Genomic DNA, 24,065 nt, shown 5'->3' on the forward strand with positions numbered 1-24,065 from the left:
CCATGGCCGAAAAGCCCGAACCACAAACGCGCCCGACACCCCTGGGTATCTATGACAAACCCAATGAAGGGGGTGTCACAGGGATCGAAGTTGCCGCGCTGATCCTGACCGCCATCTGGCTGGTCGGGGCAGCGGCCTATTTCCTGTTGGCTGGTGATGACCCCGCGGGGACGGGCGAAGGTCTGCGGTTTCTGATCACGATGCTCGCCATCTTCATGCCGATCGCGATGATCTGGGTTGCAGCGACGGCGGCCCGGTCCAGCAAGGTGATGCGCGAGGAAAGCCAGCGTTTGCAGACCGCCATCGACGCAATCCGGCACGCCTATATCGCCCAGAATCAGGGGCGCAACGTGGCGGATGAGCCGTCCGTGGCCCGCAAACTGGACGAGATTGCCGCCGCCACCCGCAAGACAGAATCGGCGCTTGCAACTTTCCAAAGCCGCCGCGAGCAAGCCCCGGCCCAGCAACCCGCAGCGCAGCCGGAACCCAGCGGTGACCAACCCACCCTTGCGCTCGGCACCAGTGCCGAAGATATCGCGCCGCCGCTTGCGACCGAGGATTTCATCCGCGCCCTGAACTTCCCCGAAACGGCAGAAGACGAAGAAGGCTTTGCCGCGCTGCGCAAGGCCATGCGCGACCGGGAGACGTCGAAACTCGTCCAGGCCGCGCAGGACATACTGACCTTGCTTAGCCAGGACGGTATCTACATGGACGATCTGCGCCCCGACCGTGCTCGGCCCGAAGTGTGGCGCCAGTTTGCCCAAGGTGCGCGCGGACGTGCCGTCGCTCCGTTGGGCGGCGTGCGGGACCGTTCGTCATTGGCGCTGTCTGCTGGCCGCATGAAGCAGGATCCGATCTTCCGCGACGCGGCGCACCACTTCCTGCGTCGCTTCGACCAGACGGTGTCCACTTTTGCCGAGACGGCCACGGATGCAGAACTCTCAGCCCTGAGTGACACCCGCACCGCCCGCGCTTTCATGCTGCTGGGCCGCGTGGCGGGAACGTTCGACTAGGCGCCAAACCCCGCCCAGGGGATGAAGCGTACAAGGTCGCCTTGGCGAACCGACATCGCCTCCTCAGGCAACTCGACCAGACCCTCGGCCCAGCTCAGCCCACTGATCCGTCCGGACCCTTCCGAGGCAAAAACCTCGACCTGACCGGCGCGCATTCGGGCGCGCAGGAACTCACGCCGCCCGGCCTTCTTGGTCTTGGCAAATCCCGCGGGGACCATGAACCCCTGCGGGCTTTTCCAGTCCGCTCCGGCCAACAACGACAGCGCAGGCGCACCAAACACAAGCGTGCAGACCATCGCAGCCACCGGGTTCCCCGGCAGTCCAAAGACAGGTTTGCCCTGCCACATTCCCAGGGCCAAGGGTCGCCCGGGCTTGATCGCCACACGCCACAGCGCCATCGCCCCCGCCTCGTTCAACAAGGCCGACACGTGGTCTGCATCCCCCGCAGAGGCACCGCCACTGGTAAAGATGACATCCGCTTGCTCTGCACCTTGATCAAGACGCGCGCGCAAAGCTGCCCGATCATCAACCACATGGCCCAGATCGACGGGCACATGACCGAGACGCGCAATCAGCCCACGCAACATGGGCCGGTTCGCATCATAGATCTGCCCCGGTCCAGCATCATCGCCCGGTTGGACCAATTCATCCCCGGTGGACAGGATACCGACACGCAACGAGCGACGAACACGCACCTCAGCCACACCCACGGCAGAGAGCAAGGCAAGGTCCGCAGGCGTCAATCTACGCCCCGCTTGGGCGATCACATCACCCGCTTCGACATCTTCGCCCGCCTTGCGGGTGTTGGCCCCCTGCTTGATGGGTCCGGTGAAGTGGATGGCACCGTCTTCGACTGTCACATCCTCTTGCAGAATGACCGTGTCAACGCCCGGCGGGAGCGCGGCACCTGTGAGGATTCGAATGGCTGTCCCCGCGGGGACACTTGCGTCGGGGGTCGCACCGGCTGGCATATGTTGGGCGACAAGCGGGATATGGTGGTCGCCGTCCCCGCGTCCGTTAAGGAACCCGTAACCATCTACGGCCGTGTTTGGCAGCGGCGGATGGGCACGCGGCGCGGTGATGTCGGTGGCAAGGATGCGATCAAGAGTGTCTGCGACGGGTAGAACCTCTTGCCCCACAACGCAGGACAAGCGGGTCCGCAGGTCAGCCAAAGCCTCGTCAACCGGAGTCCAGTGAACGCCAGGCGGCAGGGCGAAACAGTCGTTCTTAAGCGGCGGCATCTGTGTCCTCGGCATATGAAACGAGTTCTGCATTGTGGCCTGCCCCGAGGATCCACGCCTCCTCGCGCGCGACGTCCGGCAGGTCGGTCATCCAAGTCTGCAATGTGGCCGCTGGCAAGCGCGATAGGGCCGCCGCTAGCAGGCGCACCTGCACAGCATCACGGATATCGTCCGTTTGCGTGGCCTTGACCGCCGGTTCAATGAGGCCGGGCCAGATTTCTGCCAACACGACCGACGCCTCGGTCCAGTCTTCGAAGGGCCACACCGCGACACCAGCGCGGGCACGCAGGCGGTTGAGCGTGGGCAGGCCCATGAGGACTTGGCCACCGACCGTGGGCGGGAAAGCCAGTTGGAAACAGCTCGAGGCGGCCTTGGCCGCCAAGTCACAGGTGCGGCGTTCGGGCACGATGTCGTAGGTGATATCGGCCTTGCGATAGGGAACCGCGGGCCAGTCGCGGTCGTTTGGCTTACCCCAGAAGGGACCGGACCCCTCGAAAAGCGCATTCATCTCTTCGGCGACGGCGTAACGGTTATTGGTGCCGTCGGCTGCATCGGTGATCCGTGCACTGATCCAATCCCAGAGCGCGAAAGGATCATCCTGACCTGTGATATGGCGGGCAAAGCCACGCGGGTATCCAAAGGGGAAGTCGAACGACAAAAGCATCCGGTGCCCAGCCGCGGTTTCATCGTCGATGATCTGGTTGATCCGGTTTTCAGCATCTTGTCGGGACCGGCAGTAGATCGGTGTCTCAGCCACGCCATCGCGGGCGATGCCGAGCCAGATGGAGTCTTTGCTGGGCCGCGCAGGCCGCCTTTTGCCTGCCGACCAATCCGCGACGATTATGGTGTCGAACACCGCGCCGGTGTCGCCGACACTCACAATCCAACCTCGGAAAGGATGAAATCAGCAATGGATTCGGTGTCGTTCAGATCGAAGACCGGGCGGTCCATCGTCAGGGCTGTATCGCTGGCAATGGCCCGAATGGTGGGATCGTCGGGGGCGATCAGCGCGTTACCTGTTTCGGCCCTATGCGCCTCGACCTTGGGGTGCGCGTCGCGTTTGTACCCCTCGACCAGCACCAGATCGACTGGGCTGAGCCGGGTCAGAAGTTGATCGAGCGTCGGTTCATCCTGATCCCGTAACTCCTGCATGAGCGCCACACGGTTGCGGGAGGCAAGCAGCACCTCGGACGCGCCAGCGACGCGGTGGCGGTGGCTGTCTTTGCCGGGATGATCCACATCAAAGGTGTGGTGGGCATGTTTGACGGTCGACACCGAGTGGCCGCGCCCGGTGATCTCGGTCACCAGTCGTTCCATCAGGCCGGTCTTGCCCGCGTTTTTCCAGCCAACGACGCCGTAAAGTCTCATGCCATATCCTTTGCACGCGCGAGGTCTTCGGGCGTGTTGACGTTGAAGAATGCCGCCTCGTCCGGAAAAAGCGCGGTACGGCCATCATGTTTGTCGGTCCAGAGGACGACCTTGCGCAGCCCGTCCTGAAGGGCCGCGCGCAGGTCATCGCGCAGGGCAACGGGCCAGAGACCAAAGGTGGGGTGCCGTGCCTGTCCCCGCTTGGGATCAGGGGTGGCAGCAAGGGCCAGAGGGTGCTGCATCCCTTCGGTTGCGAGTTGCAAGCGCGGGACGAGATCACAGGGAAAGAACGGTGTGTCGGCGGCGGCGGTCACGATGGTGTCGGCACCCTGCTCCGCCGCCCAGTCGAGGCCCGCGAGGACGCCTGCGAGGGGGCCTGCGAAGCCTTCAATGCTGTCTGGAACCACCGGCAGGTTCAGGTCTGCAAAACGGGCCGGGTCGCCGTTTGCGTTGAGCGCCAGGTCTGCCACTTGGGGGCTGAGCCGGTCGATCACGTGGTCGATCAGGCGCTTGTTGCCTGCCCACAGCAGCCCCTTGTCGCCGCCGCCCATGCGCGTGGCCAACCCGCCCGCGAGGATCACACCGAGGGGTGGGGTCATTTGTGCTGTGTCCATAGGTTCGTGATCTGTGTGCTCGTGGCATTGGGGTGATCGCCCAGCGCGGCGCGTGGGATGGCGAACCCGACAAGTCCACACATGATCACCAGTCCCTTGTCGGAGGTTCTGATTTCAGTCACCCCGGCCCAACTGGTTTGCCACTGCTGACACCATGTCTTGAGGGAAAGACCGGATGTATCAAAAACGTAGCTGACCGGAGAACCCGGGCGCATCACGTCGATCTGTGATTGGCGCACCTGCCTGTTGACCCGCCGCGCCCAGACATAGCAGGCCACAACGCACCCTAAGCCAAGACCAATGGGAAGGATGGAAAATGCGATTTCGCCCAGCCTGGCGTAGAACGAGATTGCGAAACCGGTGAGCATACCGATAATCATCGCTATGGCCGACAGCGATACGGAGGCTGCTTTGCTGAGCCGTTGCATGGCAGCAGGGGCTGGCATCATACCGTCGAGCATGTCGCGGGCCGAGGCTTCATCGACCGTGTAGTTCAGGGTAAGAGTATCGGTCACGCGGTCCCCTTGCGCCCTGCGCCCTTTGGTTCATCCTTGACGCTGGCCGGGTCGGTGTCGCGGATCAGGCGTTCTTCTCCGCTCAGGCAGACGAAACGCTGTCCTCGCATCCGTCCGATCAGCGTCAGGCCGACTTCGCGTGCGATCTCAACGCCCCAGGCGGTGAAGCCCGAGCGGGACGCAAGGACGGGGATGCCCATGAGCGCCGTCTTGATTACCATTTCAGAGGTGAGGCGACCGGTGGTGTAGAGGATTTTGTCCGCTGGGTTGCTGCTTGTTTGCAGCATCCAGCCCGCCACCTTGTCCACCGCGTTGTGGCGGCCCACGTCTTCCATGTAGACTAGCGGTTGGTCCTGCTGGCACAGTACCGTGCCGTGGATTGCCCCGGCCTCAAGGTAGAGCGACGGCGTGCGGTTGATGGCAGCGCTGAGGGCGTAAAGCCATGAGGTACGGACCTGCGCCTGTGGCAGCGTGACATCCTCCAGCCCCTCCATCATGTCGCCAAAGACGGTGCCCACCGCGCAGCCGCTGGTGCGCGTCTTTTTCTTCAGCTTGTCTTCGTGGTTCGTGGGGTTCTCAGTGCGGACAACAACCGTCTCCAGTTCCTCGTCATAGTCGACGCGCGTCACCGTGTCCGCATCGGTCAGCATCCGCTGGTTCCGCAGAAAGCCAAGCGCCAGATAGTCGGGGTAATCGCCAATGGTCATGGCAGTGACAATTTCCTGCCCGTTCAGATAGATGGTCAAGGGCCGTTCCTCGACCACGGAGATTTCCGTTTCGGCCCCGGTATGGTCGAACCCTGTGACGGCGCGTGTCAGTCGGGGTGCCGATGGATCGGGTGCAATCAGGTATCCACTTTGATCGCTGTCACGTGCCAATTGCATCCCCCCTTAGTAGCTCTTAAGTCTTGGCGGATAGTCTAAGGCCCCCTCATGCCCATCACCACCACCAAATCCGCTTTTTGGGCGGGTGTGCGCGACGGCGCACCGTTTATCTTCGTCGCTGGCCCGTTTGCCATGCTGTTTGGCGTACTCGCGACCGAAGCGGGGCTGAACGTGTTCGAGGTGATGACCTTTTCGCTGGCCGTCATTGCGGGTGCCGCCCAGTTCACCGCGTTGCAGGTGATGGAAAACGATGCGCCGACAGTCGTGGTCATCCTGTCAGCACCGGCCGTGAACCTGCGCGTGGCGATGTATTCAGCCGCGCTGACGCCGTATCTGGGCCATGCCCCGCTGTGGCAGCGCGTGTTCGCTGCCTATCTGCTGGTCGATCAAAGCTATGCTCTGAGCCACGCAAAATTCGAAGCCGTCCCAGAGCTGACCATACCGCAGCGCATGGCCTACTATTTTGGGACCTGCCTGCTGGTGATGATCGTCTGGTTCGGGATGAGCTACGCCGGTGCGGCTCTGGGCACGCAGCTGCCCGCGGACTTGCCCCTCGATTTCGCGCTGCCGATCGCGTTCCTGTCGATGGTTGCGCCCATGGTACGCACCTTGCCCCATCTGATCGCCGCCACGGTGGCTGTGATCGTCGGGTTGCTGGCGGTGTCAGTCCCCTACTCGCTTGGCCTGATCATCGCCGGTGCGGCAGGGATGATGGCGGGGGCGCAGGCCGAGCTTTGGCTGAAGGGGCGCGCACCATGACAGACACCGCGACCTTGTGGACCGTGATCATCTGCCTTGGCGTGGGCAGCTTCCTGTTGCGCTTTACATTTCTGGGTTTTGTTGGCGACCGCCCCCTGCCTGCGTGGTTGCTGCGTCACCTGCGCTATACAGCCGTCGCAATCCTGCCTGCATTGGTTGCACCGCTGGTCGTCTACTCCGGTGAAGGCGGCAGCACGGACATCACGCGCGTCGGGGCTGCCATTGTAACGCTCGCGGTGGGGATGTGGACGCGGAACGTGTTTGCCGCCATCGGCGCGGGGGCCGCAACGCTGTTTCTGTTGATCTATGTCCTCTGATGGGACGGCGGGCGGGGCGACTTTGACACAGTCAAAGAGCGTCCGACCCCGTCACTCGGCAATAACAAGGTTTTCGATGCCGTCGACAATCGTACCTTCGTCGTCTTCGTAATACTTCTCTTCCATCACGCCGACGCGCGCGGCCATCTGTTCCATCAGGTTGGTCGGAAAGAAGGTGGTGCGGATGTCTTGGAAACCCGGCACCTGGCGTAGCAGCGCCGTGTTGGCATTGGTGCAGAACGCACGAGCCACCGCACCATTCTGCCGGGCCAGCCGCAACGCAATCTCGGCCTGTTCGGGGGTCACTTCCACGGTCTGACTGACAACGTGATAGGTGCTGCGCGCGTGTGCGCTCTTGTATCCCGCCAGAACGGCAGGCGACACGCCATAAAGCACGTCCTGCTGCTCCGGCACACGGTCGTTCACGAAGGACCCTGCCGGGTCAAAGATCACGCGCTGGCTGCCGTTGATCATCAGAGCCGAATGCCCACCAGACCCGTCGCGATTGCTGACCATGGTCAGCACCGTAATGGTGGCCGGACCCGGTTCGCGATAGGCGACGGACGCCACACGTTCATTTGACGCATAAGACACAGTGGGAGGCGGCGCGCATCCGGCAAGCGTGACACACACTGCTAGGGCTGCAATCAAACGCATACCCGTACTCCCCAATCAATCGTCAAGATGCAAAAGGCTTTATGAAATGAAGATCGCCATACCGACGAGCAGCACGAGGATCACGATCACTGACCATGTGACCCACGACATGAACCCGTCAAAGGTTTTTTCCTGGACCTCAATATCCATCTCGCCCGCTTTGTGATCTGCCATATCCGGTTCCCTTGTCCAAATAGCTGCGCTGCGCTTTAGCGCATCCGCGGTGTCGTGTCACTGCGTCTTTGCGGCACGGTTCTATTCCTCTTCGAGGTCCTGGGCCAACCGAAAACCGATCCGGTTCGGTTCCGCCTGTTCTACTGCCTTCGGCAACGCGCGCAGCATGACATTCAACTGGCTGACGTGCTGGATCAACTGCGTTTTCGACCCTGTCGGATCCGAACCATAAAACGTGACCACGTCAGGCGGGAAATATCCCATCCCCTCGATTCGCAGCACACCGGCATCGCCACCGGTGAACCCCATGGCCACCTCGTGTTCGTTATCCAGGTTTTCCTCGAAGTTCTTGAGGTACATGATGATGCGCTCATAGGCCCATTGGGCCGGGCTTTTGTTCTCGGTCGGGGTTTTGCTTACGCCCTTGGGCACCGGCTGATCCGCGGCATTGCGCGCGTCGGGGTCACAATGCACCTCATACGCACGGGGCAAGGCATCGGCTTCCACCGCTTCGGCTGCCGTTTTGATCTCGTCATTCATGACCTGCTCCTGTCACTCGGCGCGCTGGTAAACCCACGCGCCATCCTCCCGTCGGGTGCGGCTCGCCCGCCCTTCTTGGTAAAGGTGCGACAGATGCGCGACAGCTTCAACCAGTGCGAGGCCATATTCGCCTTCGCCAATCTTGCGCTTGAAGAGCGGTGCAAAACACTCGGAGGCTGCCTTAGGGGTGTCAATATACTCCATCAGCCGCTTGAGTGCGCCATGGTGGTTGTCGATCAGTTGCCGCATCCGTGTGGGCAAACCGGTGAACGGCAACTTATGTCCGCCCAGCACAAGGTGGTCATCGCGCGCCAGCAGTTTGAGCCGTTCGCAGGCTTCCAGCCAATCACCAATAGGGTCGGCCATGGGTTCCGTGGCGTAGACACCGATATTGGGGCTGATCGACGGCAGGATCTGATCGCCGGACAGCACAAGGTTGTCGTCCCTGCTCCAGAACGTGGCATGTTCGGGCGCATGACCATTGCCAATGTGGATGTCCCAAGTGCGGCCACCCATGGTGATCGTGTCGCCCTGCTTGATCCGTGTATAGCCCAGCGGCATGGGTGCCACGATGTCCCCGAAGTTGAAGGGGCGTTCCTGGGCACGCTGATCATAGATGGCCGCATCCATGCCCGCGCTGCGATAGAAGTCGAGCGTTTCCTGCACAGGCTTTTCCTGCACATCCAGGGTCAGCATGCGCGCAAACAACCACGCGGTGCGCGTGGTGATAAGTTCCGCCCCGAAGTCGGATTGCAGCCACCCCGCCAACCCAACGTGGTCGGGGTGATGGTGGGTGACGATCGCGCGCGCAATTGGTTTTCCGCCCAACGGGCCTTCCATCAGCGATTGCCAGATGGCTTTCGTTTTCTTGGATGCAAAGCCCGTGTCGATCACGGTCCAGCTGTCACCATCGTCCAGCGCGTAGACGTTCACGTGATCCAACTTCATCGGCAGAGGCAACCGCATCCAGAGGACACCGGGGGCCACTTCGATTGCGGCCCCGTGCTCCGGCGCTTCCGCCCACGGATATCTCAGTCCAGCGGGCGGTGTGTCTTTCATCAGGCGGCGAACTCTTCTGGTGTCAGTGCATAGACGTCGTAGTCGCCTGCCTGTGCCTGTGCAAGCAGGCTGTCATGTTCGGGCAGCAGCCGCTGGATGTAGAAGCGCGCCACTTTTTCATGCGCGCCGCCCTGATCATTGAGAGCGGATTGCAGGTGGATATGGCCACCCAGCACGCGGGCAAAGGCGCGCAGGTACGGCACAGCCCCCGCAAACCGGACGCGGTGGTTCTGCGCGATCATCCATTCCGTCGTCTCGCGGAGCGTCTCGCTTGCCTGCCAGACCGCTTCGGCCATCTTGGGGAAGGTCGCGCGGGCAGCTTCTGCAGCAGCTTCAATCTCATCAAAGATGCGGGCCGCGGCCTCGCCCCCGTCCATCATCTTGCGCGCCACAAGATCCATGGCCTGGATGCCGTTGGTCCCTTCGTAGATGGTGGTGACACGTACATCGCGGGCGTATTGGGCTGCCCCCGTTTCCTCGACAAAGCCCATGCCGCCGTGGACTTGGATGCCCATGCCCGCCACTTCGTTGCCGATGTCCGTGCCAAAGGCTTTGGCAATTGGCGTTAGCAAAGCCGCGCGGGATTTCCAGGTTTCGTCATCGGTGGCAGTCGTCATATCAATCGCCTTGGCGCACAGAAGTGCGATACCCCGCGCCGCGTATGTTTCGGCGCGCATCGTCATCAGCATGCGGCGCACATCCGCATGGTCAATGATGGTGCCGGTGTCGCCTTCGGTTTTGCCCTGCTTGCGATCCAGCGCATAGCTGAGCGCGTGCTGGTATGCCCCCTCGGCTGCGCCTACGCCCTGTCCCCCGACGCCAAGTCGCGCGTTGTTCATCATGGTGAACATGGCCGCCATGCCGCCGCCTTCGGGGCCGACCATCCAGCCCTTGGCATTGTCGTATTGCATGACACAGGTGGGCGAGCCGTGCAGGCCCATCTTGTGTTCAAGGCTCACGACCTTGAGCGTGTTGGCGACACCGGGATTGCCGTTTTCATCCGGGATATTGCGCGGGACGAGGAATAGGGAAATACCCTTGGTCCCGGCGGGTGCGCCCGGCAGGCGGGCCAGCACAAGGTGGCAGACATTTTCGGTAAAGTCGTTGTCGCCCCAAGAGATGTAGATTTTCTGGCCCGAGATGCTGTAGGTACCGTCGCCGTTGTCCTCGGCCTTGGACGAAAGGGCACCAACATCCGATCCGGCCTGTGGCTCGGTAAGATTCATGGTGCCCGTCCACTCGCCCGAGATCAGCTTGGGCAGGTACAGCGCCTTGATCTCGTCCGAGGCGTGGTGTTCCAGCGCTTCGATCTGGCCCTGCGTCATCAGCGGTGCCAGTTGCAGCGACAGGCAGGCCGCCGACATCATCTCGTTCACCGCAGTGGTCACCGTCATCGGCAGGCCCATGCCGCCATATTCAGGATCCGCAGCGATACCGACCCAGCCACCTTCGGCGATGGCCTTGTACCCATCGGCATAGCCGGGCGAGGTCCGTACGACACCGTTTTCCAGCTTTGCCGGGTGCAAGTCACCGGCGCGTTGCAAGGGTGCTACCACGTCTTCGCAGAGCTTGCCCGCTTCAGTCAGGATCGCGGCGGTGACATCGGACGTCGCATCGGCGAAACGGTCGGTGGCGGCGACCTGATCCAGTCCAACGACATGATCGAAGAGGAAGGTATAGTCGTCCACGGGGGCGCGATATGGCATGTGTCAGCTCCGGTATCAAAGTCTTGGCAAGCGCAGCAACCGCGCTTAAAGGGGCATGTTTGAAATCATAGATGCGTTTCTGATGGGCGTACCGCAACTCAAACGCGGCGTCACGACAAAGCGGACAAGGCCGAATGACACAAAGCGAGACAGCCCTGTTGCCTGCAGATGCGGGCGGGATTGCCGAGGCGGCGCGACTGCTTGCGGCGGGTGGGTTAGTGTCGTTTCCAACCGAAACGGTCTATGGTCTGGGCGCGGACGCCCGGAACAGCCACGCGGTGGCGCGCATCTTTGAGGCGAAGGGGCGCCCGCGCTTCAACCCGCTGATCGTGCATGTGCCGGATCTGAATATGGCGCGTCGATATGCCGACATCACGGGCCTGCTGGCCGACCTTGCCGAAAGCTTCTGGCCTGGGCCACTGACGCTGGTGGCACCGCTGGTGGATGGGCACGGTCTGTCGCCGCTGGTCACGGCGGGTCTCGACACGCTCGCGCTGCGGGTGCCAGCACATCCCGCCGCACAGGACGTTCTGCGCGTCTTTGACGGGCCTGTGGCGGCCCCATCCGCGAACCCATCGGGACGGATCAGCCCTACAACGGCGGCGCATGTCATGGAGGGCCTGGGCGGGCGCATCGATGCCATCGTTGACGCAGGCCCCTGCACCGTGGGCCTGGAATCGGCAATCGTCGGGGGCCATCCGCTTGCCCTGTTGCGCCCCGGTGGGCTGGCGCAGGAAGACATCGAGCGCGTTGTCGGGCCCCTTGCGCAAGCAGGGGATGCCATCACGGCACCGGGCCAATTGGCATCACATTACGCCCCCGGTGCGGCGGTCCGCCTGAATGCCAATGCCGCCCATCCGGGCGAGGTGCTGTTGGGGTTCGGGCCGATGGCGTCGGACCTGAACCTGTCCCTTTCGGGTGATCTGATCGAGGCGGCTGCAAACCTGTTTGACCACCTACATGCGCTGGATGCCCTTGGAAAACCCATCGCGGTGGCCCCTATTCCGGAATGTGGTCTGGGGCGGGCCATCAATGATCGCTTGCGGCGCGCGGCGGCCCCACGGCCCTAGGCGCGACCCGCTTCGCCTGACAGACCCAACGGGTCGATGCCCAGCGCATTCAGCGCCTTCATCCATTTCGATGTATTGCCGGTGCCGAAAACCACTTGTGGCGTAGCCGGGACTGTCAACCAGCCATTGCGGGCGATCTCGTCCTCCAGCTGGCCCGGTCCCCATCCAGCATAACCAAGCATGACCAACGCCCGTTCCGGCCCGTCACCAATGGCAATATCTTCAAGCACGTCTTGCGTGGCCGTCATGCCAAAGGCGGTGCCGACCTTAAGTGTCTGAAGGCGCGATGTGTAGTCAGGGCCATGCAGGACAAACCCGCGCGAGGTTTCAACAGGCCCCCCAAAATGCACCGGCTTGCGTCGTTCAGGCGACGTGCAGGCAATCTCGATCTGGTCCAGCAACTCGCCCAGCATCATGTCCGTGGCAGGCTTGTTCACGATCAGTCCCATGGCGCCTTCGTCCGAATGCGCGCAGACAAACACAACCGAGCGGTCAAAGCGCGGGTCGCCCATGCCCGGCATTGCGACCAGGAGTTGCCCTGTCAGATCCAGTTTGGAGGCGACTGTCATTGCCTGTTCCGTTGTTTCTGGTGGCAGAATGCCGCCGGTCCGCGCGCGGAGCAACCGAAAGACGTGCCACAGGCAAGCCACCGCGCACTGGATCGTTACAGGAAGTTGACCGGGACGTGACTTGGCTTTGATCGTCCGGCGTTGCATCTAGAAACCATGAAACAGAGCGCCCTGCCCCTTGCCGCCTTGCTGGCTGCCGTGACCGCTGCGCCGACCCTGGCCCAGGGTCGGTATGACAACATCGTTCAAACCGAAGTGCTGCAGGGCTGGGATTTGCCTGATGGCCGTCGTTTGGCAGCGGTGCGCCTGGTTCTGGCCCCGGGCTGGAAAACCTATTGGCGGGCACCGGGCGATGCCGGCATTCCGCCGCATTTCGACTGGTCACGTGCCCGCAACATCAGTGCCGTTGGTCTGAACTGGCCCACCCCGGATGTGCATGTCCAGAACGGGATGCGGTCCATCGGCTATACCGAGCAGGTGGTGATCCCCATGCACATCACCCCCGCGAAGCCAGGCAAGCCCATACGCTTGCGCACCAAGCTGTCCATGGGCGTCTGTTCCGATGTCTGCATTCCCCACGAGGTGTCGATTGATGCCTTGCTGGACAGCCCGGACCTGAGCCCGACCCCGGCCATTGTGGCCGCTCTGGCCGATATGCCCTATTCCGCGGACGAGGCCGAAGTGCAATCCGCCACCTGCCGCTTGCGCCCGACCGAGCATGGCATGCAGATTGAGGCGCGTATCGACCTGCCGCATACCGGTGGCACCGAGGTGGCAGTGATTGAACCGGGCGTGCCCGATGTGTGGGTGAGCGAGGCAGCCACCACCCGCAGCGGCAACACCATCGTCGCGGTAAGTGAGATGATGCACACCGAGGGCGGCGCATTTGCCATCGACCGATCAAACGTGCGCATCACCATTCTGGGCGGAAGCTATGCCGTGGACGTGCGCGGCTGCACGGCCGGTTAGACCGCGCGGCGGCGCATGATCTGGAAGGTCAGCGCCGCCAGCACATAGGCCACAAGCCCCAAAACCATCACCCCAGCCGCAAACAGGGCAAATGCCATTGGCACTGCGTCGTTCTCTGCCAGTTGCGGCAACATATGTGTCAAGTAAGGCGGCAATGCGCCGGTGACGACAGCATAACCCATCGTCGTACCGAACCACCCCAATACCGCCGCCCAAAGCACCATGAAACCCCAGCGGACCGACGCGGCTGGTGATCCCAGCCCACGCCGCATCGCTTGAATCTGTCGTGCCACGTCGTGTTGCACGGCAACCAGCGCCGGCACCACGAGCAGCACCAGCACCATGCCAAAACCAAGGCCGTAGACCAGCGTGACAACGGTTGGCTTCAGGAATTGCGCCTGTTGCGATGTCTCGTAGAGCAGTGGCGTCATGCCCAGCACCGTTGTCAGCGTTGTGAGCATGACAGGGCGCAGCCGGTCTGCGGCCCCGTCGATGATTGACGGGAACAGGCCGCGATCCTTGGCATAGTCGTCGATGGTCGTGACCAGCACGATGCTGTCATTGATGATGATGCCCGTCATCCCCAGCAATCCCACCACGGTGAACATGCTGAGCGGAATGTCCCACACGCTGTGGCCATAGATCGTGCCAACGAGGCCAAATGGAATGATTGCCATCACGACAACTGGTCGCGTCCAGCTTGCAAACACCCAGGCCAGAACAAGATAGATACCGGTCAGGCAAAGGATCAGGCCCGTAAGGCTGTCATTTAGAAATTCGTCTTCCTGTTCGCTGAGCCCTGCCTTGCGGAAATCCACCTGACGTTCGGCGGCGATGTTGGGCAGAATCTCTTCCTCAAGGGCCCGGTTGATCTCGGTCGCGCGGGCGGGGTCATCTTCCGAGATGTCGCCTGTGACGGAAATCAGCCGAATACCGTTCTCGCGCCGGACGGTGGAGAAGCCAGTGCGGCGTTCGACACTGACAATGTCCGCCAGTGGGACGTATCCGCCATCGGGCGTGCGCATCTGGGTGCGGTCCAGGAAATCGGCGGTCAGCTCGTTCTCTGGCAGCTCTACCCGGATTTCGGCGCTGCGGGGACCGTCGGGAAAGGTTGCCGCTTCGATCCCGTTCAGCCGGTCGCGCAGGGCGCTGCCGAGCGTATCGATTGTAAAGCCAAGGGCCTGCCCTTGGGCGGTCAGGTCCAGGATCAACTCTTCCTTGTCATAGGCGAGGTTGTCTTCGACCGCACTGACCTCGGGATACTGCAACAAGGCGCGCTTAAGATCTTCGGACGCCGCTTTGAGCGTGTCGGTGTCGTTGCCGAAGAACTGTACATCCAGCGCGTCACCGCCGGGTCCCGATCTCCAACCGCGGAAACTGACGGTTTCAGCCAGGGGGTGATGCACAACCGCATCCTGCAAATCGGCCACGAATGCGAATGAGGAATAGGGGCGCAGGTCGGCGTCAATCAGTTCGATCGAGATGCCGCCAAGCAGATCGGTGTCCTTGGATTCCGTTCCGGACAGACCGCGGCCCGCATTGCCGCCGATCTCTGCGATCACATAGTCGATGGGGTTGCGGCCATAGCGTTCTTCATATTCGGCGCCGAGCGCTTCGGTTGCGCGCTGCATTTCCTGCATCATGGCAAGGGTATCGTCGCGGGCGGCACTTTCGAGCATTGCAAAGTTGCCAGTGACGGACCCGCGTTCGGGTGCGTTGAAAAACCGCCATTGCACGTCGCCCTGGATGAACAGCGCCACCTGGCTTGCCAGCACCACGCAAACACCCGCCAGCACGACGTAGCGGGCGGCAATCACACCGGCCATCATGGGGCGGAACAGCTTTTCACGCATCCATTCAAAACCGTGGTTGACGATGACCGACGGCGTGTCGAGCCCCTTCGCCCCCATGCCCGCGACCCAATCCACCTTGAGGCGACGAGGGGACAGCAGGAAGACGGCAGCCAAAACGGTGGGACCTGCCAGCAGGTAGGGCCAGACATCCCAAGCAGTTGCGATGCTGCCGGACCAGATTACATATCCCGCGGCACCGGAGATCACAGCAGACAGCACAGCGACACTCAGCACCGCCACGCCAAGTTTGATCCGGCTAAAGCGCGGTTTGTCCGATGCGGCCAGCGCATGCCCCATGTGATGCGGCAGGATCAGGAAACATTCGACAAGCGAGGCCAGCAAAACGGCAATCACAGTCAGGGGAATGTCGCGGATCAGATCGCCAAAGCGTCCGCCGACGGCGACCAATCCAAAAAAGGCGATAACAGTCGTCAGCGTTGCTGCAAAGACTGGCATTGCCATGCGGCGAGCCGCATTTTCAGCTGCGGCCATGGGCGCTTCACCAAGCGCCCTGTGGCGATGATCGGCATGCTCACCCACCACGATGGCGTCATCGACGACAATCCCCAAGGTGATAATCAACCCAAAGAGCGACACCATGTTGAGTGTCAGGCCACCAAGGAACATCAAGGCGATGGCTGCAAACAGGGCCGCCGGAATGCCTGCCGCCACCCAAAACGCCGTGCGCGCATTCAGAAACAGGAACAACAGGCAGATCACGAGGCCGAGGCCCACAATGGCGTTGTCGACAAGGATATTGAGACGAGCTGAGATGGCCTCGGCCCGGGTGCGGATCAGGTCAACGGTCACCGAAGGGGGCAGGGTGGACTGCAATTCAGCCGCCACCTTTTCCACCTGCGCCTGCATGCCAATGGCATCGCCATTGTTGGTTCGGTCCACACGGATCGACACGGCGGGGTTGGTCCCCACGAAATAGCTGCGGTTGCGCGCCGCACCCAACTGCGTGACGGTTGCAACGTCACGCACACGCAGCTTGGATCCATCCGGGTTGGACCGCAGCACGATGCCTGCAATCTCTTCCGGTGTGCGTTTTTGCGTGCCTGTACGCACGCGGGCATTGGCGCCTGACACGTCGCCGGCCGGGTCAGTATCAACCTCTGCGTTGATCGCTTGGGCGATCTCGGACATCGTGACTTCGTTCGCGATCAGAGACAGCGACGGCACTTCGACCAGAACTTGGGGCGCGGCAACGCCGCGGATCGTGGTGCGCGTGATCCCTTCGGCGAAGAGGCGCACAATGAATTCATCGGCAAACAGCCCGAGCTGCTGAGGGTTCACTGGCCCGGTAATCACCACATCGGTCACACGGTCGCGCCAAGCGCCGCGGCGCACCGTTGGTTCATCTGCCTCATCCGGCAAGGTTGTGACGCCATCAACCGCCGTTTGCACATCGTCCGCGGCGCGGCCCATATCCCAGTTCGGTTCGAACTCTAGCGTTACGGTGGCAGAGCCTTCCCGCGACCGGGACTCTGTGCTTTCAACACCTTCAACTGCCAGCAGTACAGGCTCGAGAACCTGAACGATGCCTGCATCGACATCTTCGGCCCCAGCCCCGTCCCAAGCCACGCTGACCGTGACATTGTCGATGATCACATCGGGAAAGAACTGGGCCCGCATGTTGGGCATGGAAGCCACACCGGCCACGAGCATCATCAGAAGCAGCAGATTGGCAACGGTGCGGTGGCGAACAAAGTAGCTGAGGATCCCCCCCGCCGCCTTGGGGATGTCGCGCACCATCTACCCGCCCATCCGGCTTTCAAGTCGTGCAACCATCTGTGCAGGCACACGCGCTTCACTCAGGCTGGCCAACGCACGCTCCTTGGCCGCTGCTGGCATGCGTTCGTTCGCCTCCACAAAAGCAACAAGCCGGGCGCGGCGTTCATCGGTCAGCTCAAGCATCTCGGGCTCAACCTGCGCCTCGGCCTGATCAGCACGTAAGGGCCGCACCGAGATTCCGGACCCCAGCAAGGGCGAGCGGGCTTCGACCACGTCACGACCCACAATGTCAGGGCTGCGCACCAGCACATCGTCGCCCTGACGGCGCAAAAGCTCGACTTCAACGGATTCAAGCCGGTTGTCTTCACCCAGTACCAAAACTGTGTTCGCCGCATCAATGGCAGAGGCCGGTAGGCGCACCACCTCATCCAGCGGCGGTTCAGACACCACAACGGTCACAAAGTCACCGGGCTTGAATCCCACCGCACTGTCGAGGCGAGCAAAGATCAGGCGCCCTGTCTGCATGTCACCACCACCTGCGCTGGCGCGGCTGACGGTTCCGGTGGCTGTCAGATCAATACCAACGACATTCAGTGTCGCCGTCATCGGTGCAGACATCACGCTGCCATTGTCCCCAAGCAGTCGAATATATTGCGCGGTTGAGAGGCGAAACGCCACCTCCAGCGCGTTTGGATCAATCAGCGCCGCAAGCTTTTCATTGCTTGACACAAGGCGGCCCGCAACAAGATCGGTTTCGTTCAGCGTGCCATCAAACGGGGCCATAACGGTTGTATCGTCCACCGTGCGCTGTGCTTCGTCCAATGCGATGCGGGCGCGGGCAAGGCGTGTACGACCCTGGTCGATCCGTGCCTCGGTCGAGGTGACAACCTGCCTGCGGGCCAGCACCGCCTGACGGGCTGATGATGCGGCCAGCTCGGCCTCTTCCACAGCCGCTGCGGTGCCCACGCCGCGTTCGGCAAGATCAACCTGCCGCTGGAAGGCCCTTTGGCGCAGGTCGGCCTGATCTTGCGCTGCCCGCTCTTCGTCCCGCGCCAGGACAAGGGCCCGGTCGGCATCACGCAATTCGGCTTCGGCATCCATCAGATCCGCATCAGCACGTGCCAATGCCGCTTCGGCATTCGCAGGGTCGATACGCACAAGGACCTGGCCCTGCTCGACCTCCCCGCCGTCTTCGAACACGTCTGCCAGTTCGATCACCCGGCCCGATGCCGCAGCGCGTAATTCCAGCGTGCGGCGGCTTTGAACCTCTCCGAACGCCTCAAGCACCGGGGTTTCGGTACCAGCTTCAGCCCGCACGACACCAACGGCAAAAACCCGTTCGCGGGCCGGTGGCGTGTTTGCCTCACGCGCCAACCGTTCCTGCACAGCTCCACTTACGATGGACCCTGCATAGGCGAGCAAACCAAGGGTAAGTGCCGCAAGCACAAGTCCGATCAGGCTTTGCCTTAAAAATCTCATTCTTTCACGCCATTAACCGCCCCGATGGGATCATATCACAATTTAGTGGCGCCCGGGAAATGTCCAAGCAACAAAGCTGTTACGTAAGCGACGGCTATTTCCGTCGCTGATGTTCGTCGAGGCGCGGCAGTATTTCGACAAAGTTGCAGGGGCGGTGCCGATAGTCGAGCTGCCGACCCAGGATTTCGTCCCATGCATCCTTGCACGCCCCCGGGCTGCCGGGCAGTGCAAACAGGTAAGTTCCATTGCAGACGCCGCCCGTTGCGCGGCTTTGCACAGCGGATGTCCCGATCTTTTGCATCGACACGATGGTAAACACGGTGCCAAAGGCGTCGATCTCTTTTTCGTAAACATCCCTGTGCGCCTCGACTGTCACATCGCGACCTGTCAGACCCGTGCCACCGGTCGACAATACAACGTCAATCTCAGGTTCATCGCACCATCTACGGAGTTGATCCGCGATCTGCGCGCGCTCATCAGGCAGTATCTTGCGGTCAGCCAGCGTATGACCGGCATCGGTCAGTCGCCCCACCAGCACGTCGCCCGAACGGTCTTCGTCCAGGCTGCGCGTGTCGCTGACCGTCAGCACGGCGATGCGGATCGGGATAAAGTCGAGGTCGTCGTCAATGCGGCTCATGGGCGGGCTCCAGCAAGGGCAACGCGGGCGGCCAGGGCGCCGAAGACACCGGCGGTGATCCACCGCAGCACACGTTCGATGATGGGATTGCGCGCGAGGGCGCGGCCAAGCCCACCGGCAGTAAGTCCGACGCCAGATTTTACGGCAAAGCCCAGAACGGCAATGGTCCCGCCATAGATCAGGAACTGCGGCAGGATGGCACGCGCCGGGTCCACGAATTGCGGAATGAAGGCAAGGATGAAGAGGATCACTGACGGGTTCGACAGGTTCACCACCAGCCCGTCCCGAAACGCCCGCGAAGGGCGCACGGGCCGGGTGTTTTCACCGACAAGCGGCGACATCAGCGTCTTGATCGCAAGATAGAGCAGGTAGGCGACCCCAACCCAGCGCACCACGCCAAAGACCCAAGGGGCTGCAGCCACCAGCGCGCCAAGACCCAGGCCAGCAAGACCCGCATTGATGAAAGCCCCCGACGCGATCCCGGCAGAGGCTGCAACCGCTGGCCCCTTCCCGCCCCGCAAACCCTGCGCCATGGCGAACAGCATGTCCGGCCCGGGTGTTAGAACCAGCGCAAAGGCCGCAGGCAGAAAGGTCAGGTAAATGATGGGGTCGATCATTTGGTGTCTCTCAAATGAGCCTGCAGGCTGAGCAGATCGGCCCAGGCCTCACGCTTGGCCGCCGGGTTGCGCAACAGGTAGGCCGGATGGAACATCGGCAGCGCAGGCTTGCCGCGCGCCTCGGTCCAATTGCCCCGCAGGCGGGTGATGCCCCGTTTGCCCAGAAGCGCCTGACAGGAATGGTTGCCGACAACAACCAGCACGTCGGGGTTCGCCAGTTCAATGTGCCGGTGCAGGAAGGGCTGCATCATTGCCACCTCTTCCGGCTTTGGATCGCGGTTCTGCGGCGGACGCCAGGGCAAGACATTGGTGATGTAGACACTCTCGTCCCGGCTGAGATTGATTGCGGCGAGCATTTTATCAAGCAACTGACCCGCCCGCCCAACAAAAGGTTTGCCCTGAATATCCTCATCGCGGCCCGGCGCCTCACCCACGATCATCACACGGGCGCCCGCGACACCATCTGAAAACACAAGGTTGCGGGCGCCACGCTTCAACTCGCAGTGATCATAGGCGGCGAGCGCCGCGCGTAGACCATCCAGATCCGTCGCCGCTGATGCAACCTGCTGCGCGACCACAACCGGGTCGACCGTGTTTTGCGGGATCTGCACCGCAGGCGTTTGTGCGGCAGCCGGGACCTTTGCCACCTTCGGCACTGTTGCAGGCACGTCATAGCGGTTGACCGGCGCATCGGCGATGCACTCGTCCGCGCCCAGCTCGATCTGCCAGGCCAGGGCCGCGAGGGCACCATGATATTCCGCCGATTCCATGGCGCAATCCTACGCGCGCCGCACACGAACCGGAATGCCTATTCCGTGTTCCACAAATATGCCCACCCAAGCGCTTGCCGCGCCGCATAGCGGGCGCATATAAGCGCGGGGACACGCCAAGGGATCGCCATGACCTTCACCCACCGCCACCTTCTGGGGATAGAACACCTGCGCCCCGAAGAAATCGTCACCCTTCTCGATCTTGCCGAAGAATATGTGGACCTTAACCGCGCCGCCAAAAAGCACAGCGATGCGCTGGCGGGTCTGACCCAGATCAACATGTTCTTCGAAAACTCCACCCGCACGCAGGCCAGTTTCGAACTGGCGGGCAAACGGCTGGGTGCGGACGTGATGAACATGGCGATGCAGGCCTCGTCCATCTCGAAGGGCGAAACGCTGATCGACACCGCAATGACGCTGAACGCCATGCACCCCGACCTGCTGGTGGTGCGGCACCCACATTCAGGTGCTGTGGACCTTTTGGCGCAAAAGGTGAATTGCGCGGTTTTGAACGCGGGCGATGGGCGGCACGAACACCCGACCCAGGCACTGCTGGACGCATTGACGATCCGCCGGGCCAAGGGACGGCTGCACCGGTTGAACATCGCGATCTGCGGCGACATCGCCCACAGCCGCGTCGCCCGGTCGAACATCATCCTGCTGGGCAAGATGGAGAACCGGATTCGCCTGATCGGCCCACCCACGCTGATGCCCGCAGGCATCGCCGAGTTCGGTGTCGAGGTCTATGACGACATGGCCGAAGGGCTGAAAGATGTCGATGTGGTGATGATGCTCCGCTTGCAGAAAGAACGCATGGACGGCGGATTTATCCCCAGCGAGCGCGAGTATTACCACCGTTTTGGCCTGGATGCGGACAAGTTATCCCATGCCAAACCCGACGCCATCGTCATGCACCCCGGCCCCATGAACCGCGGGGTTGAGATTGACGGAACATTGGCCGACGACATCAACCGTTCGGTCATTCAAGATCAGGTCGAAATGGGCGTGGCCGTACGCATGGCCGCCATGGACCTTCTGGCCCGCAACCTGCGCACCGTTCAGGGTGCCGCATGACGCAGCCGACACTGCTACCCGGTGAAACACTACTGCACAGTTGGACGATTTCCAGACGCTCTTACGTTGTACGCGTCTGTGTTATTGCAGGCATTTGGGTACTTGTCGGGTTGTTTGGGGATTTCGGGAAAGCCTTATGGCTCATTCTCCTAAGCATTCCTGTTTCGGCTTTGATCGTCCTGTTTAATATGTGGGTCTTTGGTGAGCTTGATCTTTGGTGGCGTCACCGTGGCACCCAATGGCACCTGACCAACGAAGCCATACATATATCCCCAAACGAAGACTTCCCGTCCGAGATTCCACTGGACGAAGTCAAGAAGATCAATCGCTGGCCGTTTTGGTCTTTGGTTGTCCGCTTTGAGAACGGAACAGCGATGACTTTGCCCATTCCACAGGCTCCGCGCGATCTGCGGCGCCGCATACTGGATGCGCGTGATGCTTACGTATCGAGACTGCAACCATGACCACATTGATCGACGTGCCACCCAATGAACGCGGGGTAATCCGCGTCTTTGCCCTGTCGATGACGGACAAGGAGGCGCAGGCACTCAAGGACAATCCAGAGGCGATTGATGCCGCACTTGGGGCATCGGTTGACGCTCAGCATGTCGAAGTCTTCCCGATCTCGGACCTCGAAGGGGTTGGCCTTGTTGGCTATCTGGTTGAGGGCAACGCAGTACCGCCCGAGCAACTGTCGCCCGATCGGACCAAGTTGGAAAAGCTGGGGGGCTGGGTGATGATTGTCTTTTCGCTTGCATTCGGGGATCGCGAAACGGTGTTGGAGCCGGCCCCGACGCTGACGCTGATTGGCACATATGGCGAGGTCCGTACCGACTGGCGTGCGACTGAAACGGTCGAGGCGGACAGTGCCAAACCCTACTCGGCCCCGCCCGAGACCGTGAAGAAAAAGCCATCCGACGCCGCCATGTCTGGCCGGATCGCCATGATTGCCTTGCTTGTTCTGGGCCTTCTGACCTGGCTGATGATCCGGATCGGCGGATAGCTTACGCACTGTGGCAGCGCTACCGGGATTTTGCAATCACCCTTCGAGCTTTCTCCAAACTGAGATGTGGCTTTCGCTTAGATGCGTGAAGGGCGTCTTGTCCCAATCGGCCCACCGATGCTCCAGCTCCAAACCCGCCAATTGCGCCATAAGGTCCAACTCGGACGGCCAGACATAGCGAAACGGGATCGACAAATGTTGATGCTGATCGCCTTTCATCCACACATGATTGGATGTGTAGCACTGCGTGGCCAGATCGTAGTCATCCACACCGAAATGATCGCTGCTGCAGGCAAAGGCCATCTTAGTCTCACCAAATGGAATACGCTGCAGGGGCGGCACGCGGGTTTCAATCAGGAACCGCCCGCCTTTGTCCAAATGCCGTGCGGCGTTCTTGAAACACGCGATCTGCGCCTGTTGTGTGACAAGGTTGTCGATCGTGTTGAACACGAGGAAGACAAGCGAGAAATGCCCGGGCACCTGGGCGGAGGTCATATCACCAATTACCACGTCCATCGGCGGGCCGATTTCTTTTTTGCGAAGCTCGGCCACCATGGCCTTCGATAGCTCGATGCCCTTCACGTCGTGGCCCGATGCCAGCAAGGGCAAAGCGATGCGCCCCGTTCCGGCGGCAAATTCAAGCACGCTGCCCGACCCCGCCAGCCCCTTGAGGCACTCAACCGTCCGATCAATCAACGTTGGATCGTCACCGCCATGATCACGGTCATAGCTTTCCGCTACGGTGTCACCAAAGTAGCCATCTTCGTCCATTCTGATCCTTCACCCCGCAACCCGCGCGCGCCGTTCCTGTGCACTGCATGTTAGCAGGTCAACGCACAGAACGCAGGGCATCTTTCCTCGAAACGCGTTGAGAGTGAGCCGAGCATCACACCGCGCAGGATTGGACTGAACCCGCCGTCTGAACATCAAGGCTCAAAAGGCGTGCGGCTCTCCTCAATCCCCTTTGCGCGGTTTGCGAGGGCCCCCTTTTGCAACCACCTCCTCAACACGCTCGGCATAGGCTCGGCGGTCCTCGTCGGACATGGCAGCGACCCTGTCCAACCATTCATCTTGCGCAACACTCTGAACTTGTTCAACGCCACGCGCCTGCCGTTCAAGAATGGCTTTAACGGCCGCCCGGTCAAACGTGTCTGCCTTGAGCAAGGCCACCATCTCGCCATAGACTGCACGGCGTACGCCAAGACCAGGCAGGTCCCGGTTACCGCGTACCACACCGAAAACGGCACGCCGGTCTTCTTGTGGAAGTGCAAGTACATAAGGCATCGCATAACCCATGCCCGGCCCTTTGCCGCCCAAGGGTCCCCCACTAAGGGCAATACCCCCGACAAGGCCCGCAATGCCCAGGTTGATTGCCAGGGACAGGCCCAGCAGGATCTTCACCCAGACCGGGCAGCGGCGCTCAATTTGTGTGTCTGCCAT

General features: G+C 61.6%; 27 protein-coding genes. 8 read left to right on the top strand and 19 right to left on the bottom strand.

Annotation, left to right across the window (positions count from 1 at the left end; all coding sequences use genetic code 11):
- Positions 1 to 2 precede the first annotated feature (2 nt).
- The gene (locus AC53L6_RS18880) at positions 3 to 1,013 is read left to right on the top strand and encodes a hypothetical protein (protein WP_299747226.1); all 1,011 of its coding nucleotides are present in this window, start codon (positions 3 to 5) and stop codon (positions 1,011 to 1,013) included.
- On the opposite strand, the gene AC53L6_RS18885 is transcribed toward AC53L6_RS18880, so the two are convergent.
- From AC53L6_RS18885 to AC53L6_RS18910, 6 genes are read right to left on the bottom strand one after another with little or no spacing between them, the layout of a single operon-like run.
- Positions 1,010 to 2,254 carry a molybdopterin-binding protein gene (locus AC53L6_RS18885; protein WP_496908947.1) on the bottom strand — a complete coding sequence of 415 codons (1,245 nt, stop codon included), beginning with the start codon at positions 2,252 to 2,254 and terminating at the stop codon, positions 1,010 to 1,012. The genes AC53L6_RS18880 and AC53L6_RS18885 overlap by 4 nt on opposite strands.
- Positions 2,241 to 3,134, bottom strand: a complete 894-nt coding sequence (locus AC53L6_RS18890; protein ID WP_496908948.1) for a hypothetical protein — start codon at positions 3,132 to 3,134, stop codon at positions 2,241 to 2,243. The genes AC53L6_RS18885 and AC53L6_RS18890 overlap by 14 nt, the downstream gene beginning before the upstream one ends.
- A complete protein-coding gene (gene mobB, locus AC53L6_RS18895; RefSeq protein WP_496908949.1) occupies positions 3,131 to 3,622 on the bottom strand; it encodes a molybdopterin-guanine dinucleotide biosynthesis protein B in 492 nt (163 codons plus the stop codon). Before mobB ends, AC53L6_RS18890 begins: the two co-directional genes overlap by 4 nt.
- Positions 3,619 to 4,221 carry a molybdenum cofactor guanylyltransferase MobA gene (gene mobA / locus AC53L6_RS18900; RefSeq protein WP_496908950.1) on the bottom strand — a complete coding sequence of 201 codons (603 nt, stop codon included), beginning with the start codon at positions 4,219 to 4,221 and terminating at the stop codon, positions 3,619 to 3,621. Before mobA ends, mobB begins: the two co-directional genes overlap by 4 nt.
- Positions 4,218 to 4,751 carry a hypothetical protein gene (locus tag AC53L6_RS18905; RefSeq protein WP_496908951.1) on the bottom strand — a complete coding sequence of 178 codons (534 nt, stop codon included), beginning with the start codon at positions 4,749 to 4,751 and terminating at the stop codon, positions 4,218 to 4,220. Before AC53L6_RS18905 ends, mobA begins: the two co-directional genes overlap by 4 nt.
- A complete protein-coding gene (locus AC53L6_RS18910; protein ID WP_299604458.1) occupies positions 4,748 to 5,635 on the bottom strand; it encodes a formate dehydrogenase accessory sulfurtransferase FdhD in 888 nt (295 codons plus the stop codon). Before AC53L6_RS18910 ends, AC53L6_RS18905 begins: the two co-directional genes overlap by 4 nt.
- A gap of 48 nt (positions 5,636 to 5,683) precedes the next feature.
- On the opposite strand from AC53L6_RS18910, the gene AC53L6_RS18915 reads away from it, so the two are divergent.
- Positions 5,684 to 6,394: an AzlC family ABC transporter permease gene (locus tag AC53L6_RS18915; RefSeq protein ID WP_496908952.1), complete on the top strand. Its 711-nt coding sequence runs from the start codon at positions 5,684 to 5,686 to the stop codon at positions 6,392 to 6,394.
- Complete coding sequence (locus AC53L6_RS18920; protein ID WP_496908953.1) at positions 6,391 to 6,711, top strand: AzlD domain-containing protein; 321 nt, start codon at positions 6,391 to 6,393, stop codon at positions 6,709 to 6,711. Before AC53L6_RS18915 ends, AC53L6_RS18920 begins: the two co-directional genes overlap by 4 nt.
- A gap of 51 nt (positions 6,712 to 6,762) precedes the next feature.
- Here the strand turns inward: AC53L6_RS18920 and AC53L6_RS18925 are convergent, their stop codons facing one another.
- The 5 genes from AC53L6_RS18925 to AC53L6_RS18945 all read right to left on the bottom strand — a co-directional run bounded on the left by AC53L6_RS18925 (position 6,763) and on the right by AC53L6_RS18945 (position 10,847).
- Complete coding sequence (locus AC53L6_RS18925; protein WP_496908954.1) at positions 6,763 to 7,368, bottom strand: hypothetical protein; 606 nt, start codon at positions 7,366 to 7,368, stop codon at positions 6,763 to 6,765.
- A 39-nt stretch (positions 7,369 to 7,407) separates the two neighbouring features.
- Complete coding sequence (locus AC53L6_RS18930; RefSeq protein WP_496908955.1) at positions 7,408 to 7,542, bottom strand: aa3-type cytochrome c oxidase subunit IV; 135 nt, start codon at positions 7,540 to 7,542, stop codon at positions 7,408 to 7,410.
- A gap of 81 nt (positions 7,543 to 7,623) precedes the next feature.
- Positions 7,624 to 8,082, bottom strand: a complete 459-nt coding sequence (locus AC53L6_RS18935) for a DUF6173 family protein (protein WP_299204890.1) — start codon at positions 8,080 to 8,082, stop codon at positions 7,624 to 7,626.
- A gap of 12 nt (positions 8,083 to 8,094) precedes the next feature.
- Positions 8,095 to 9,141 carry an MBL fold metallo-hydrolase gene (locus AC53L6_RS18940; RefSeq protein WP_496908956.1) on the bottom strand — a complete coding sequence of 349 codons (1,047 nt, stop codon included), beginning with the start codon at positions 9,139 to 9,141 and terminating at the stop codon, positions 8,095 to 8,097.
- Entirely contained in the window at positions 9,141 to 10,847 is a 1,707-nt protein-coding gene (locus AC53L6_RS18945; RefSeq protein WP_496908957.1) for an acyl-CoA dehydrogenase, read from the bottom strand. The genes AC53L6_RS18940 and AC53L6_RS18945 overlap by 1 nt, the downstream gene beginning before the upstream one ends.
- Before the next feature lie 134 nt (positions 10,848 to 10,981).
- On the opposite strand from AC53L6_RS18945, the gene AC53L6_RS18950 reads away from it, so the two are divergent.
- Positions 10,982 to 11,917: an L-threonylcarbamoyladenylate synthase gene (locus AC53L6_RS18950; protein ID WP_496908958.1), complete on the top strand. Its 936-nt coding sequence runs from the start codon at positions 10,982 to 10,984 to the stop codon at positions 11,915 to 11,917.
- Here AC53L6_RS18950 and AC53L6_RS18955 read toward each other — a convergent pair.
- Positions 11,914 to 12,486: a YqgE/AlgH family protein gene (locus AC53L6_RS18955; protein ID WP_299604477.1), complete on the bottom strand. Its 573-nt coding sequence runs from the start codon at positions 12,484 to 12,486 to the stop codon at positions 11,914 to 11,916. The two genes, AC53L6_RS18950 and AC53L6_RS18955, sit on opposite strands and share 4 nt — an antisense overlap.
- Before the next feature lie 156 nt (positions 12,487 to 12,642).
- Here AC53L6_RS18955 and AC53L6_RS18960 point away from each other — a divergent pair, with 156 nt between their 5' ends.
- A complete protein-coding gene (locus tag AC53L6_RS18960; protein WP_496908959.1) occupies positions 12,643 to 13,455 on the top strand; it encodes a protein-disulfide reductase DsbD domain-containing protein in 813 nt (270 codons plus the stop codon).
- Here the strand turns inward: AC53L6_RS18960 and AC53L6_RS18965 are convergent.
- From AC53L6_RS18965 to AC53L6_RS18985, 5 genes are all read right to left on the bottom strand, one after another.
- Positions 13,452 to 17,066, bottom strand: coding sequence for an efflux RND transporter permease subunit (locus AC53L6_RS18965; protein WP_496908960.1), 3,615 nt, complete (start codon positions 17,064 to 17,066; stop codon positions 13,452 to 13,454). The genes AC53L6_RS18960 and AC53L6_RS18965 overlap by 4 nt on opposite strands.
- Positions 17,067 to 18,524, bottom strand: a complete 1,458-nt coding sequence (locus AC53L6_RS18970; protein WP_299204870.1) for an efflux RND transporter periplasmic adaptor subunit — start codon at positions 18,522 to 18,524, stop codon at positions 17,067 to 17,069.
- Between the two features lie 94 nt (positions 18,525 to 18,618).
- Complete coding sequence (moaB, locus tag AC53L6_RS18975) at positions 18,619 to 19,161, bottom strand: molybdenum cofactor biosynthesis protein B (RefSeq protein ID WP_496908961.1); 543 nt, start codon at positions 19,159 to 19,161, stop codon at positions 18,619 to 18,621.
- On the bottom strand, positions 19,158 to 19,778 hold the full coding sequence (locus tag AC53L6_RS18980; protein ID WP_299204864.1) for a LysE family translocator: 621 nt from the start codon (positions 19,776 to 19,778) through the stop codon (positions 19,158 to 19,160). Before AC53L6_RS18980 ends, moaB begins: the two co-directional genes overlap by 4 nt.
- Positions 19,775 to 20,548 (bottom strand): uracil-DNA glycosylase, encoded by a 774-nt coding sequence (locus AC53L6_RS18985; protein WP_496908962.1) that lies wholly within the window; start codon positions 20,546 to 20,548, stop codon positions 19,775 to 19,777. The genes AC53L6_RS18980 and AC53L6_RS18985 overlap by 4 nt, the downstream gene beginning before the upstream one ends.
- Before the next feature lie 129 nt (positions 20,549 to 20,677).
- On the opposite strand from AC53L6_RS18985, the gene AC53L6_RS18990 reads away from it, so the two are divergent.
- From AC53L6_RS18990 to AC53L6_RS19000, 3 genes are read left to right on the top strand one after another with little or no spacing between them, the layout of a single operon-like run.
- A complete protein-coding gene (locus tag AC53L6_RS18990; RefSeq protein ID WP_496908963.1) occupies positions 20,678 to 21,622 on the top strand; it encodes an aspartate carbamoyltransferase catalytic subunit in 945 nt (314 codons plus the stop codon).
- Complete coding sequence (locus AC53L6_RS18995; RefSeq protein WP_496908964.1) at positions 21,619 to 22,086, top strand: hypothetical protein; 468 nt, start codon at positions 21,619 to 21,621, stop codon at positions 22,084 to 22,086. The genes AC53L6_RS18990 and AC53L6_RS18995 overlap by 4 nt, the downstream gene beginning before the upstream one ends.
- Positions 22,083 to 22,625: a hypothetical protein gene (locus AC53L6_RS19000; protein WP_496908965.1), complete on the top strand. Its 543-nt coding sequence runs from the start codon at positions 22,083 to 22,085 to the stop codon at positions 22,623 to 22,625. The genes AC53L6_RS18995 and AC53L6_RS19000 overlap by 4 nt, the downstream gene beginning before the upstream one ends.
- Positions 22,626 to 22,661: 36 nt before the next feature.
- On the opposite strand, the gene AC53L6_RS19005 is transcribed toward AC53L6_RS19000, so the two are convergent.
- Both AC53L6_RS19005 and AC53L6_RS19010 read right to left on the bottom strand, forming a co-directional pair.
- On the bottom strand, positions 22,662 to 23,396 hold the full coding sequence (locus tag AC53L6_RS19005; protein ID WP_496908966.1) for a class I SAM-dependent DNA methyltransferase: 735 nt from the start codon (positions 23,394 to 23,396) through the stop codon (positions 22,662 to 22,664).
- A 183-nt stretch (positions 23,397 to 23,579) separates the two neighbouring features.
- Positions 23,580 to 24,065, bottom strand: coding sequence for a periplasmic heavy metal sensor (locus tag AC53L6_RS19010; RefSeq protein WP_496908967.1), 486 nt, complete (start codon positions 24,063 to 24,065; stop codon positions 23,580 to 23,582).

This window comes from Tateyamaria sp. LSS28 (assembly GCF_059611725.1).